Consider the following 13,579-nt stretch of genomic DNA (forward strand, 5'->3'; position numbering starts at 1 on the left):
GTCCTTTCTGGGACACTGCCTAAGGGCAAGAAAATGCCGGCAGTTGGAACGGATTACGAATGCTGTTGGCGGTAAACTCCAGCGTGACATGGTGGCCATCAAGGTTAAACGCCGCCTGGCGGCTTAAGCCGCCGGCGCCGGCGGAAAGTTGGGCCATATCCACCATGCGGTTCAGCGCCCATGGGCCACTGGTCACCAGGCTGGCACTGGTGCCGTTCGCCAGCGCCAACTGCAGGTGCACCTGGTTGGTGTTGTTGGTTCCCGGCCAACTCACCACTAATGGCACCTGCGGGCCGTGGCTGTATTTGAACAGTTGCCCGTCAACGTCCAGCGTCATATTGAGGATATCGTTATCCATCCGCACCGGGCGCACCGTCACGCGGAATGATGGCGTGGCGGTGCCGTTGGCGAAGAACGCATCGCGGATGCGCTGCGCCTGCTGGAATGAGCGTAAAATACCTTCGCCGCCCGGCAGGGTTTTGCCGTCCACGCCTGGGGTAAAGCGCCAGTTGGCGCGGGTAGTATCCACTTTGCCCTGCAGGTTTTCCCGGAAGAAGCTGTCCATCAGCCCGCTATTGGGCGCGAACATACGCGCCAGATCGTCAGGCGTGACTTCTTGCCGCGCCCGAGCGGTGAGCGGGTAACGGCCGGCAATGGCCTGCTGGCAAAAGCTGCCCACTTCAAAGCTGATGCGCTTTTTAACGTTTTCCATTTCTTTGCGCTGGGTGTCGCTGCTGGCGCCGATCGCCAACTGCAACAGCATTTGTTTGAACGGCACCGGCAAGCGGCCGGATTCCGCCTGCAGCCGCGGGATCACATCCCCCGGCGGCGCGGACATGCCGCTGTTAGCGGCGCCCTGTACCGCGGTCAGGTAGCTGTAGAGTTCGTCCACCTGCTTGAGCACGCTGTCGAAGGGGATCGCCTTGCTGCTATCGCCCTGGCCCTGTGCCAATGCCAGCAGCGGGGCAAAGTGGGCCATCACCACCTGTTCCGGCTGGGCGGAAACATCGCCGTCGGCGTTGGCCGGGCGGTTGGAGAACAGCGTTTCCAACGTGTGGTTGGCGTTCTGGTTTAACTGCTGGCCCGCTTTGGCAGTGGCTTGCGCGGCGTTATTGCTGCTTTCATCGCGCAGCGTCACGTTTTTGGCGATGTTGACCAGCAGGTTGCGCAGTGGGGAAGGGGTGCCGGAAAGCAGGCGCGCGCTGCTGATACGTTGCTCCAGGCTGCTGATGTTAGCCAGCTGCAAATCTTCCAATAATGCGTCCCAGCTGTTGGTAAAGTCTTGCATGTAGAGCTGGCGCACGGTTTTGGTCAGATCGGCGCTTTTCTGCTCCGGCGCTTGGGTGTTGAGCACCCACACGTCTTCCTGGCGCAGGGTATCGGTAACCTGGTCGATATTGCTGTCGAAGGCCTTCCAGTACCCCTGTGGGGTAAATAGCCCCGGCACGCCGTCGGTCAGCGGTTGGCCGCTCTTGCGGCTGAACGCCAGTTCGGCCTGTGGCCCGGCCAGATCCACCACGCTGACCGGTTTGATCTCGGTCTGCTTCAGCAGCAGACGCTTGAGCCGGCCGTACACCCGTTGCGACAGCGGCGCGCGGTTAATCGCCGCTTGAGCCTGCGCGACCAGCGCTTCATCTTTGGCATAAGGCGATGACTGGATTTGGTTGTCCAGCAGTTGGCTCAGGTGCCATTCAAGCTGCTGCAACTGCTTCTGCGTGCTGCCTTGGGGCAGGGTGCGCTGCAGGTTGAGCATCACCCAGGCGCGCAGGAATTGGCCGTCGTATTGCTTGGGCAGGTAGAGCATCTGGTAGGCTTTCAGCGCTTCATAGCTGAAGTCGGCATCGCTATGGCTATCGTTACGCAGCGTGGCGGCAATTTGCTGTGCGACCTGCGGCAACAGCAATTCCTGCAAGGTTTTCTGATAGAGCGCGTTGCTGGCGGCGCTGATCTGATCGCCGCGATACAGCCCCATACGGTAGGTCAACGGCGGTTCCTGCAGCGAGAAGTTCTGGCTTTCCGGCAGGTGCAACACGCTGTTGAGGAACGGCAACAGGGCAAACATATCGCTGGCGCCCAACTGCGTCAGCCCCTGGCCCTGGCGTTCCACCGCCGGTACTTTGGCGCCCACTTCGGCCAGATAGGCCTTGTTGTTGCCGTAGCTGGTGAACCAAAGCACGCCCAGAACCAACAGCACCAGCCCCAAGGCGATATAGCCCGCCCAGTGCAGCAGCCGGTTGCGATATACCCACCAGCGGTTGCTGCCGGCCAGCCCGGCCTCCTGGAAGATGACGTTTTCCAGCATCTCTTTCAGGAAAAAGCTTTGGCCTTTCGGCGCCGGGATCGGCGCTTCATGGCTGACGGCATTCCAGGCCGGCTGCGCGTTGTTGCCGGCGGTGGTGGGCAGTTGCAGGTAGCGGTTCAGCTCGCCCATCACCCGGTCGAACGGCAGGCCTTCCTGCGTCCCGCTGGTAAAGTAGATCCCTCGCGGGGTGAAACGGGTTTCAAAGTTTGATGTGCTGAACACCGTGTCCAGATACTGGGCCAGCAGTGGCCGCAGCGCCGCAAATTCTTGCGGGAACAGGTAGCTTTCGGCACGTTGACGCGCATCGCTTTCCATCAACAGCGTATCCGGCAAGCCGGCGTCCAGGCGCTGTTGCAGCAGCGCATACTGTTGCTCAAATGCGCTGCTCAGATTGAAATCCGCCTGGCGCGTTTGCGCATAGGGGAAGGTCATGCCCCAAATCTGGTCGCGTTGGGCCTTGTCGAAGCTGTTGAAATAGGCCATAAAGCCGTTCAGCAGGTCGGTCTTGGTGACCATGACATACACTGGGAAGTGGATGCCCAACTGGTTGTGCAACTCCACCAGCCGTTTACGTAAGGCCACGGCCTGCGCGGTGCGGGTTTCCGCGCTTTCACCCAACAGATCGGCGGCGCTGACGGTGACGATCACGCCGTTGATCGGCTGGCGTGCGCGGTATTTCTTGAGCAGGCCGACAAAGCTTTGCCATTCATCGGCGTCGCTCTCACTTTGGCTTTCCTGGGTGGTGTAACGGCCGGCGGTGTCCAGCATGACCGCCTCGTTAGTGAACCACCAGTCGCAGTTGCGGGTGCCGCCGACGCCGCGCAGCGCCGTTTTGCCGAAGCGCTCGGCCAACGGGAAATGCAGCCCGGAGTTGGCCAGCGCGGTGGTTTTGCCGGCGCCGGGGGCGCCGATAATCACATACCAAGGCAGTTGGTAAAGATACTGGCGGCTAAAACGCGCCGCCCAATGCGGTTTGCCACCCTGGCCAGGGGCGAAACGGGCCTGTTTGAGCAACTGGGTGGCTTCGTCAAAGCGCTGCGCCAGCGCCTGATCCTGTTGTACTTTACCCGCGGCCGGCTTCTCCTGGCTTTCTTCCACCTTGTTCAGGTTGTTCAACATTTTCTTGTTGAGCCAGGCGCTGTACAGGCGCGGCACAATGCGGCACAGCACCCAGATCACGGCGATCGCGGCAATGGTGATAATGCGGTTCAGTTCCGGCTCAAACGGCCGGTAGTCGCCAACCGCCACCAGCGGGCCAATCGTCCAGATGATGAACGACAAGGCGGTGATGCCGGCGAACCCCCAGAGCAGGCGGCTGGTGATAATGGCAAATAACGTGTTCAGCATTATTTTCCGTTTCCTTGCTGCAATCCATTGAGCTGCGCGCGGGTGTTCCCCGGCGCAACCAACAGCGTAATTTCAACCCGGCGGTTTTTCGCACGGTATTCTTTGCTATCGTTCGGCGCCACAGGGTTGCTTTCGCCCCGGCCTTCCGCTTTCACCCGCTGCGGGTCATCGATGTGTTTTTGCAACTGCGCGCTGACGGCTTCGGCACGCGCCAGGGAAAGCTCCCAGTTAGAGGCGAAACGCGCGCTGCGGATCGGCACGTTATCGCTGTAGCCGGTCACCAGGATGCGGCCGCTGACGCCGTTCATCGCCTTGGCGATACGATCAAGCACCGGCAGATACACCGGGCGCACCGTGGTGGCGCCGGAATCAAACAGGCCGTCGCCTTTGAGGATCACCACGCTTTGCTGGGCCTCATCGCGCACCGCCACCAGCCCTTCGGCGATCTCTTTGCTCAGGAAACTCTTCAGGCTCAGCACCGGCGGGGCGGCCGGAGCCGGGTTGGCGATGCTCACCTGCGGCAGGTTGGTCTGATAAATGGATGCCAACACCGGGCTGGTGGCATCCCCCAGCCGCCAGTTAAGGATGATGAACAGCAGCGAAGCCACAAAGCCGGTCAACGCAGCGCAGGCCCACAGCGGCACCAGCGGGCGCCAGCGTTTTTGTTGCACCGGGCGATCGTGCACGTTGGGGGACAGCGGCGGGGCGTAGCCGCCGCGCACTGAGCGAATCAGTTGCAGCAGCCGCTGCTTCATGGTTTCCAACTGTGAACGTCCGTTTTCAATCACCCGGTAGCGCCCTTCAAAACCGAGCAGCAGGCAGAAATTGATCAATTCCAGCAGTTGAATATGTTCACGCGGGGTTTGCGAAAGCTTGGCCAACAGTTGGAAGAATTTTTCGCCGCCCCAGGTTTCGTTGTGGAACGTCACCAGCAGGCCATTACCGGACCACACGCTGTTGCTGCCCCAGGGCGTGAGCGCGGCGGCCTCGTCCAGTGCGGTGCACAGGCAATAACGGGCGCCGATGATCACTTCATACGGCAGCGTGGCGCGCTGGCAACGGATCTCAAACCGGCGAACTTCGTCGATAAGCTGCTGACGCAACTGCGCCGGTTTGGCATGGGTGGCCGACTGGCGAATCTGAGAAATGGCATTCAGCAGTGGATTGGCCGCCGCCACCAGTGGGTTGCTTAACGAATTGCCCTGGCTGTTTTCCTGAGTCATAGATTACCGATCCGTATGGCTGCGAATTGCCCAGAACGCCATATCCAGCCCGGGAAAATCACCGGAAAGGTGCAGGGCAAACGCGCTGGATTTTTCCATCTGTTTCCACAGATCGCCGTTTTTTTCCAGTTCGAAGTAGGTATATCCCGCGTGATACGGGATTTGCCGCGGCGCAGAAGGCATGGTGCGCAGGCCGATGCCTGGCAACTGGAGCTGAACCAGATCGCGAATGCGGGTGACCGGGGCGATTTTCATCTGCGCAGGGAAATGGGTCAGCAGCATCTCTGGCGCAACGTCTGCGCGCACCGCCAACACGAAACCAAAATCGCGCGTCATGTTGGCATCGTGCACCGTGGCGATGTTTAGCCCGTGAGAACGCTCGACCAGCGTCAGTTGAATCGCGTTATCTTCCAGCACCACTGACAGCCCCTGGCGCAGCAGCAGCATCAGCTTGCCGAAGCACTGCGCCAGGTTGTCATGGTTATAGACCGGCAGCCGCGCGTCCGGGGTGCGCTGCGCCGAGAAGCTGGCCAGCTCGGTGGCGAACTGCAGCCATTCGGCAAACAGCCGTTCCGGGTGCAGGTGGTCAAGGTGGCTGGCATGGCTAACCTGGCCCAAATAGCGGTTAATCAGTTGCAGCAACATAAAGTCCAGAATTTCGGAACTGCCGCCGCGCCCCGGTTGCACCAGGCGCTGGCTCATCTGCTGGCTGCGATGTTGCAGCAGGCCCTGCACATCGCTGATGAAATTTTTCAGCTGTGGGTGGGCCTGGCAGTTGAGCATCGGTGGGATCAGGGCCGGTTCAAGGCGCAAACTGTTGTCTGCGCGTTTTTCCAGCACCCGCGCCACCACCAGCGCGGTCCATTCTGCGTTAAGTTCGCTTTCCGGCATCAGCCGTAGCCGCAGGCGGCCAAACTGCAGCGCCGCGCTACCGACCGACACCGCGTTCAGATCGTCCACTTCGGTTTCATAGGCCAGGTAGCGCGCCAGGGCATCCGTGGATTCCTGGAAGACCACATCTTCGCGCCCGGCGCGGTAGGTGGGCAGCGCCAGCACGATATTCTCGCCGGTTTGCGTATCGGCAATGGCTAGCGGCGCCGGCGCCTGCTGTGCGCCGCGCAAGTGGAATGGGGTGCCGTCCGGCATGATGCCGCTGGCTTCGGTCAGTGCGATTTTGCCCTGGAGCAGCAGGGTGGTGTCGAATTCCAGAGTCAGGAATCCCCAGAAGCAGCCATGCAACGCTTGTCCCCAGTTGCGCGTGTAGTCTTCAAGATAGTTTTCTGCCTGCTGGAAATGGTGAGGGCGCAAGAACATTCCCTCGGTCCAGACAACTTTATGAGCATCTTTCATCATCACACCTGATTATTCTTGTCTATGTTGGCAACGGCGGATTGTCATTCTCCGTCATTGACGCTGCGCAGGCCGTTGTTGCCGGCAATGATGTGCGCTTCCAGTTTGTCCGGCGAAAATTGCCAAAATTTATAGAAATTGGTTTGCGTGGGCTCCGGCAGCGGCAGTGAAAGGCGCCAGGCCTTGCCATCCAGATTCTGGTATTCGGCGATGATGCCGATATAGCGAGTTTCCAGCGTGCCCTGGCCGTTAAGGGTTTTGCCCACCTGGCCCGGCGAAAGGAAGAACTGGTCGCTATCAAGCAGGCTGTTGCCAAGAACGCCTTTGGCGTTGCTCTGCAGACTGAAGAAATCGGCATCCATAAACTCTGCGTCGGAGCGCAGCAACAGAACGCGCACCTTGACCGGCGCTGGGCGCCGGTCTGCGGCAGTATTCACCAGACGATCGGCATCGAACACCAGGTTATAGCGGGCGGGCACGCTCTTGGCGGAAGACATACAACCGCTCAATGCCAGCGCGCCCAACAGCAAAAACAGGCCCCAACACCCGGCGGCGATTCGGGATTTATTCATGATGTTCTCGCACCTTCGGAAGAGTATTACTGCATGATCCAGGTGGCGGAAGCGGCGTCTTTACACGCCTGGCTGTCGCCGCCGATTTTGACGCAGTCCGGCTTACGGCTAGCGGCGCGGCGCGGCAAGTCTTTACGAAGCGTCGCCTTGTATTGCTTTTCCGGCACGCCGGCGTTGCCCTGCACATAGCCTTGCAGTTCGCCGCCGCGGGCGTTGGCTATCGCCAGCCAGTGGTTTTGCACTTCACCCAGCACAAAAAACGGCGCGGCGCTGCCGAGCTGGCTGATGGGGTCGCCGTGGTAATCAGGCTGGCTCATCACGCTGGCGGCGTACAGGCTGCGGTATTGTTCGTTGATCGGTTTGAACTGCGTCGGTGCGCTGACGGCGGCGCGGTGTTGCAGCGTGACGCCATTAACCTCGCTGGTGACCAACGCGTCGTTGTTAATCACCACTGGAGGTGGCGGCGGCGGTGATGAACATCCGGCGAGCAGTAAAGAGACAAACAGTGTCATCGTAATCCGTGTTTTCACAATATCCTCTTTTATCTTTTGTTTTCGGCTGAAGCCATTGCTGTGAGATTCCCACTCCGTTGGGGAAGGGCGTTCAGGGGCCGGCGGCACCGGCGGGTAAAGTACTGGGCGGGTATGTCCCAGCGGCAGGGCAAGGTTTATGGCATGGCGAGGGAAGAGCGGCCAGCGCAGCCGTGGGGTTCCAGGCACATTTTTGTGCCGAAAGTATAAAGAGAGAAGGGCATGGCAAAAGCGCTGGCCGGGGGAATAGAACACCGGGCGCAGAGGCGCCCGTGCGTATGCGCTGAATACATGGGGTGGGTGCGGCAATCACTTGCCGCACCGACGGATGGCGTGAGCGTAGCGTCACCTCCTTGCCGGCCGTGGCCAACTGGGGCGCGCTCATATGTGGGGACACCGGCCTGCAGAAGAGAAGGCGAGTGCATAAGCTAATGTGCTGTGTTTTATTGGTTTTCATTCGAATAAGGATTCCTGTAGATATCTGCAAGCCAGAGTGGCGCTTTGCTCAAAACAATCCCGTTTTCGGTTTGGATATCATTCCTGTCACTACAGATAAAAATGGCCAGTGGCCATTAAAAGGCGCGGGGCGCTGGTTGCGGGGCTAACCCCAGCAACGGGCGCACGGCCTGAATAAGCATGAATAACTTAACAATGAATCATTACTTCCAGAGGCGGTTGCGTGCGATACCGGTTTACTCGTCCCTGTTTATACCGTGCAGTTTTATTGCTGTACGGGCTGATTTAATCATTAGCCATATCGTAGTTTTTTCCGGCTTAGGCATGGCTACCGCACGAGATTTACGCACGATCCCGAGGGCGCTAATGTCACAAAATGAGAATTAGCCTTACGTTTCCTTTAACAAAACTTACACGCTGTAAGGTTGGCAAAAGTCTACTCCAGCCCTTTGCATTTGCAAAATAGGCAAACAGATCAACGTATAACTCTGATTTTTGACGATGGTATTCTATTTTTTATTTATAAAACATGTAAATAGCTGTTCTCGTAAAAACGATAAAAACAATTGGTAAATTGGTATTACCAATTTTTATGGGTATGTAAAGAAAGGTAAGTTGCTTAAATAAATGCTATTTTTCAACTTGAAATAAGTAGTTGGCGATTCTTTACACATACAGAGTGAAAGGTAAGTAAGTGTTAATATATTCAATCAATAAATATAAAATCGGATGATTCTCATCGCCAATGGTGAGTAATCAAACAGTGGTTTGATTAAAAAATAATCAAGCCAGGGTTAACTAATCCACCTAATGATTTTTTTCATAGCTAAAAATTTTTTATGTTTTTGCGGCGGGGCGCTGGCTGCCCCGCCATGCGGCCAGTTTTTTTACTGCCTGAAGAATTATCTGTGGCAAAAATGTGCGGCAAAACGGCATTGTGGTAGAGCTGCCGGGTAAGCTTGGCCTAATGCTGTGCGTTACTGGCGCGAACAAGTGAGGGCGTGGCCGGGCGGCTGGATTTGCGCGGAAATAGCATGATTAACTAGAGGGGAGTCACGGTGCTGCCGGGGTTATCTGATGAGGGCTATTCTGACTGAAAACATAATGAAAACCATACGCGATGGTATTGCACGTATTCATCATCTTTGTAATTAAAAATAGAAAACGCCGTTTAATAAATAATGCGAGTGTGGGCCAAAAGGGGGTTGTTTTCGCCAATGCCAACGCTTTTTATCAAGCGCACAAAGCGGCAAACCCAGGAAAACTCGCCAGGAATGAATCGACCGTAATGGCCCACGACGGGGCCATGAAACACAGGCAACCTGGCGTATCTGAGTATAAAAAGAATTAAAGCACCTGCGCCCACAGCGTTTTAGGTACTTTCCCTAAATCGAACAGTTTACCGGCCACCAGCTCGGCGCGCCGATGATCGGCTGCTCGGTACATGTTGCTCATTTCCCCATCGTTATCAATAGAATAGTTCAACTTGTCATAGACCTTTTCCAGGCTGTCCAGGCTGGTGCATTTACGGAAGGTCATCAGGTAATCTAAGGTACTTGTCATGGTCGTAATAAAACCTGCTAGTAGTTACCGCATGGAAAACATCCGTTGCTCACGGCCACTGGCCGGGCGACAGACGCACGATAGGGTAGAAATTAAAAAAACACGATGAATAAAAATACCCGAAATAATTCGTCTTGCCGGGCAAAAAAACCAACGGCGTTCGCGTTGGCTCCATAAAGGCCAGGCGCTGGAATGAACTGCATAAAACACAGCCACCACAGCGTGAGCTTGAAGTATGACGGGTATAAACGTAATTGGGCAAAATGGACCGTTAAACATCACGGTTCTGGTAAATGATAATCTGCAAAAACATTATCGGCAACATTCTGCCCTGGGTAAAATAACGAATTGCGCGATGGCTTAAAAGGTGATTGTTCTACGGCAATGCGTTGTAATTGTTGCAATATGTGAAGGTGGGGCAGCGGCGCACGCCGCGAATGGCACTACCACTGGCGGTTGGCGCGTTTTGTGCCGGCGCTGCTGCGCTTCATGCTTATAGCGTTATGCAGAGCATGGGGATAAACGTGGCCCACGCCGCCTGGAATAAACAGTGATTATTGAGCCTACATCTGCTAAATATACTCTAAATAATTCGAGTTGCAGGAAGGCGGCGACACAGTGAGTCCCCAGGAGCTTACCGAAGTCAATTGACTGGGGTGAGCGACAAATCTGCCGGGAGCAGGTTTGAACGCTGTTGGCAGCTGCCCCGAAGGGGCGAGGCCCAGGGATGGGCCGAGTAACCAAGCCAACGCACCTGCAACTTGAAGTATGACGAGTATATAACCTTTCGATCTTGATGCCTTAACCCTTGGGGGAAGTTGTGAATCTGCAACAGCAACTGGCGCAGTTTCCGCGCCTGGACCTTGTTGGTTCCGCGACGCCGCTCGAAAAACTGCCTCGCCTTTCTGACTATCTCGGCCGCGAAATTTACATTAAACGTGACGACGTCACGCCCATCGCTATGGGCGGCAACAAGCTGAGAAAGCTGGAATATCTTGCCGCTGACGCACTGAGGCAAGGGGCTGATACCTTGGTCACCGCTGGCGCCATTCAATCCAACCACGTGCGCCAAACCGCGGCCGTGGCCGCCAGGCTCGGCCTGCACTGTGTTGCGCTGCTGGAAAACCCGATTGATACCACGGCGGAAAATTACCTCACTAACGGCAACCGGCTGCTACTGGAGCTGTTCAATACCGAAGTCGTGATGTGCGATGCGCTGCATGATCCGCAGGCGCAGCTGGCCGATCTGGGCACGCGCCTGGAAGCGCAAGGGTTCCGCCCCTATATTGTGCCGGTGGGGGGCTCAAACGCGCTGGGAGCGCTGGGTTACGTGCAGTGTGCGCTGGAAATCGCCGAGCAGGCGCGGGATATGCCTTTTGCCGCCGTCGTGGTGGCTTCTGGCAGTGCCGGCACCCATGCCGGGCTGGCCGTCGGCCTGCAACAGCTCTTGCCCGGCACGGAATTGGTCGGCGTGACTGTTTCCCGCAAGGTGATCGATCAGTTGCCGAAGGTTGAACAATTGCAGAAAGCGCTGGCCTGCTCGCTGGCGAGCGATGCCTTAGCCCCGATAACGCTCTGGGACGATTATTTCGCGCCGCAATACGGTATGCCCAATGAAGAAGGGATGGCGGCGGTGCGTTTGCTGGCCCAACTGGAAGGCGTCTTGCTGGATCCGGTTTACACCGGTAAAGCGATGGCCGGGTTAATTGACGGTATCGCCCAGCAACGTTTTCGCGATGATGGCCCGATTCTGTTCGTGCATACCGGCGGGGCGCCGGCCCTGTTTGCCTATCATCCCGCGGTATAGCGGCTATCCCCGTTATACTTCAGGTTGGCGGGGCGTTTTGTCTTGCCAACCATTACCTTGGATATATTCCATTTAGCCGCGCATTTATGAGTTTATATTCCATCAAGCATGCGGCAATGTGGGTAATCTACCGATCGCAAATCAAAAAAACTGCATACGGGGTATTTATGGTTTTTTCAAATGTTCGTCGTCAACTGCTGATGGGGGTGATGGCGGTGGCTCTGGTCGCCGGCCTGCCGCTGAAAACCCATGCCGCAGAGAATTTACTCGACAAGATTAAACAACGCGGCACGCTGATTGTCGGCCTGGAGGGCACTTACCCGCCGTTCAGCTTTCAGGGTGAAGATGGCAAACTCACCGGCTTCGAAGTGGACTTTGCCGATGCATTAGCCCAGCATCTGGGGGTTAAAGCCAAGCTGACGCCCACCAAGTGGGACGGCATGCTGGCCTCGCTGGAATCCAAACGCATTGACGTGGTGATAAACCAAGTGACGATCTCGGATGAGCGCAAAAAGAAATACGATTTCTCCACCCCGTATACCGTTTCCGGTATTCAGGCGCTGGTGAAAAAAGGCAATGCGAGCGAGATCGCCAAGCCGGACGATCTGAAAGGCAAAAAGGTGGGCGTGGGCCTGGGCACCAACTACGAGCAGTGGCTGCGTGAAAATGTGCAGGGCGTGGATGTGCGCACCTATGATGATGATCCTACCAAATATCAGGATCTGCGCGTGGGCCGCATCGACGCGATTTTGGTTGACCGCCTGGCGGCGTTGGATCTGGTGAAGAAAACCGGCGATACACTGGCGGTAGCCGGCCCGGCGTTCTCGCGCCAGGAAGCGGGCGTGGCGGTGCGCAAAAATAACCCGGAACTGCTGAATGCCATTAACCAGGCGATTGCCGCAATGCGGGCCGACGGCAGCCTGGCGAAAATCTCCGAGAAATGGTTTGGCACGGACGTAACACAATAATGCACGAGAGTATCCAACTGGCGCTGGATTCAGCGCCGTTTTTATTGAAAGGGGCGCTGCTGACCCTCCAGCTCAGCCTGGGGGGCATGGCATTGGGCCTGGTGCTCGGCTTTCTGCTGGCGCTGATGCGCCTTTCACGTTTCTGGCCGCTGGCCTGGTTGGCGCGGTTTTATGTCTCCTTGTTTCGCGGCACGCCGCTGATCGCCCAACTGTTCATGATCTACTATGGCTTGCCACAGTTCGGGATCGAGCTGGATCCTTTCCCGGCGGCGCTAATTGGGCTTTCGCTGAATACCGCGGCCTATACCTCGGAAACCCTGCGTGCGGCGATATCTTCTATTGATAAAGGGCAATGGGAAGCGGCCGCCAGTATCGGCATGAGCGGCTGGCAGACCCTGCGGCGGGTGATCTTGCCGCAGGCGGCGCGTACGGCATTGCCGCCGCTCGGCAACAGTTTTATCGGCCTGGTGAAGGATACCTCGCTGGCAGCGACCATTCAGGTGCCGGAGCTGTTCCGTCAGGCGCAGTTGATCACGTCGCGCACGCTCGAGGTGTTTACGATGTATCTGGCCGCCTCGTTGATTTATTGGGTGATGGCGACACTGCTTTCCGCCCTGCAAAACCGCCTGGAAGCGCAGGTTAACCGCCAGGAGAACGCGTAACGATGAGCGCCATTGAGGTTAAGAAACTGGTTAAGCACTTTAATGGTCAGCCGGTGCTGCACGGTATCGATCTGGCGATTAATGCGGGCGAAGTGGTGGCGATTATCGGCCCCAGCGGCTCCGGCAAAACCACGCTGCTGCGTTGCATCAACCTGTTGGAGGTGCCTGATTCCGGCACCATCACAGTGGGTGATATCAGTATTGACAGCGCCAGGCCGCTCAGCCGGCAAAAGGCGCAGGTGCGTGCGCTGCGCCAGGAAGTGGGGTTTGTGTTCCAGAACTTCAATTTGTTCCCGCATCGCACGGTACTGGAAAATATTATCGAAGGGCCAGTGATCGTAAAAGGCGAAGCCAAAGCCAGCGCTGAACAACGTGCGCGGCTGCTGTTGGCCAAAGTGGGGCTGAGCGGCAAAGAGCACGCCTACCCGAAACGCCTTTCCGGCGGGCAACAGCAGCGGGTGGCGATCGCCCGCGCGTTGGCGATGCAGCCAGAAGCGATCTTGTTTGATGAGCCGACCTCGGCGCTTGATCCGGAGCTGGTGGGGGAAGTGCTGAGCACTATCCGTGCGTTGGCGCAGGAAAAACGCACTATGGCGATCGTGACCCATGAAATGAGCTTTGCCCGTGACGTTGCCGACCGCGCGATTTTTATGGATCAGGGGCAGATTGTGGAGCAGGGGCCGGCCAGGGAGCTGTTTAGTCATCCGCAGCACCCGCGGACACGGCAGTTTCTTGATAAGTTTCTGAATCGTTGAGCAGCCCTCACCCTAACCCTCTCCCAGAGGAAGAGGGGACTGGT

10 protein-coding genes are annotated in these 13,579 nt (G+C 57.2%); 4 read left to right on the forward strand and 6 right to left on the reverse strand.

The genetic code is table 11. From position 1 onward, the window contains the following. Positions 1-19: 19 nt before the first annotated feature. From tssM to ydgT, 6 genes are all read right to left on the reverse strand, one after another. Entirely contained in the window at positions 20-3,649 is a 3,630-nt protein-coding gene (gene tssM, locus AC559G_RS16080; RefSeq protein WP_498913238.1) for a type VI secretion system membrane subunit TssM, read from the reverse strand. Then, the gene (locus AC559G_RS16085; RefSeq protein ID WP_498913239.1) at positions 3,649-4,872 is read right to left on the reverse strand and encodes a DotU family type VI secretion system protein; all 1,224 of its coding nucleotides are present in this window, start codon (positions 4,870-4,872) and stop codon (positions 3,649-3,651) included. The genes tssM and AC559G_RS16085 overlap by 1 nt, the downstream gene beginning before the upstream one ends. A gap of 3 nt (positions 4,873-4,875) precedes the next feature. Then, positions 4,876-6,222: a type VI secretion system baseplate subunit TssK gene (gene tssK, locus AC559G_RS16090; RefSeq protein ID WP_498913647.1), complete on the reverse strand. Its 1,347-nt coding sequence runs from the start codon at positions 6,220-6,222 to the stop codon at positions 4,876-4,878. A gap of 44 nt (positions 6,223-6,266) precedes the next feature. Then, positions 6,267-6,794, reverse strand: a complete 528-nt coding sequence (tssJ, locus tag AC559G_RS16095; RefSeq protein ID WP_438598800.1) for a type VI secretion system lipoprotein TssJ — start codon at positions 6,792-6,794, stop codon at positions 6,267-6,269. Positions 6,795-6,820: 26 nt separating this feature from the next. After that, entirely contained in the window at positions 6,821-7,324 is a 504-nt protein-coding gene (gene tagV / locus AC559G_RS16100; RefSeq protein WP_498913240.1) for a type VI secretion system accessory protein TagV, read from the reverse strand. A gap of 1,803 nt (positions 7,325-9,127) precedes the next feature. Further along, the gene (gene ydgT, locus AC559G_RS16105; RefSeq protein WP_438598798.1) at positions 9,128-9,343 is read right to left on the reverse strand and encodes a transcription modulator YdgT; all 216 of its coding nucleotides are present in this window, start codon (positions 9,341-9,343) and stop codon (positions 9,128-9,130) included. Positions 9,344-10,163: 820 nt separating this feature from the next. Between ydgT and AC559G_RS16110 the strand changes: the two genes are divergently transcribed. The 4 genes from AC559G_RS16110 to tcyN all read left to right on the forward strand — a co-directional run bounded on the left by AC559G_RS16110 (position 10,164) and on the right by tcyN (position 13,535). Further along, complete coding sequence (locus AC559G_RS16110; RefSeq protein ID WP_498913241.1) at positions 10,164-11,150, forward strand: D-cysteine desulfhydrase family protein; 987 nt, start codon at positions 10,164-10,166, stop codon at positions 11,148-11,150. Between the two features lie 167 nt (positions 11,151-11,317). Further along, positions 11,318-12,118, forward strand: a complete 801-nt coding sequence (tcyJ, locus tag AC559G_RS16115) for a cystine ABC transporter substrate-binding protein (protein ID WP_498913242.1) — start codon at positions 11,318-11,320, stop codon at positions 12,116-12,118. Further along, entirely contained in the window at positions 12,118-12,780 is a 663-nt protein-coding gene (tcyL, locus tag AC559G_RS16120; RefSeq protein ID WP_438598795.1) for a cystine ABC transporter permease, read from the forward strand. The genes tcyJ and tcyL overlap by 1 nt, the downstream gene beginning before the upstream one ends. Before the next feature lie 2 nt (positions 12,781-12,782). Further along, positions 12,783-13,535, forward strand: a complete 753-nt coding sequence (gene tcyN / locus AC559G_RS16125; protein ID WP_498913243.1) for an L-cystine ABC transporter ATP-binding protein YecC — start codon at positions 12,783-12,785, stop codon at positions 13,533-13,535. Positions 13,536-13,579: the final 44 nt, after the last annotated feature.

Source organism: Gibbsiella greigii (genome assembly GCF_039540155.1).
Taxonomy (GTDB): Bacteria; Pseudomonadota; Gammaproteobacteria; order Enterobacterales; family Enterobacteriaceae; genus Gibbsiella; species Gibbsiella quercinecans.

What these genes read in the sequence shown, in the direction of transcription:
- tcyN (WP_498913243.1), top strand. Translation starts at nt 12,783, where the DNA reads ATGAGCGCCATTGAGGTTAAGAAACTGGTTAAGCACTTTAATGGTCAG.
- tssM (WP_498913238.1), bottom strand. Translation starts at nt 3,649, where the DNA reads ATGCTGAACACGTTATTTGCCATTATCACCAGCCGCCTGCTCTGGGGG.
- tssJ (WP_438598800.1), bottom strand. Translation starts at nt 6,794, where the DNA reads ATGAATAAATCCCGAATCGCCGCCGGGTGTTGGGGCCTGTTTTTGCTG.
- ydgT (WP_438598798.1), bottom strand. Translation starts at nt 9,343, where the DNA reads ATGACAAGTACCTTAGATTACCTGATGACCTTCCGTAAATGCACCAGC.
- tcyJ (WP_498913242.1), top strand. Translation starts at nt 11,318, where the DNA reads ATGGTTTTTTCAAATGTTCGTCGTCAACTGCTGATGGGGGTGATGGCG.
- AC559G_RS16085 (WP_498913239.1), bottom strand. Translation starts at nt 4,872, where the DNA reads ATGACTCAGGAAAACAGCCAGGGCAATTCGTTAAGCAACCCACTGGTG.
- tcyL (WP_438598795.1), top strand. Translation starts at nt 12,118, where the DNA reads ATGCACGAGAGTATCCAACTGGCGCTGGATTCAGCGCCGTTTTTATTG.
- tssK (WP_498913647.1), bottom strand. Translation starts at nt 6,222, where the DNA reads ATGAAAGATGCTCATAAAGTTGTCTGGACCGAGGGAATGTTCTTGCGC.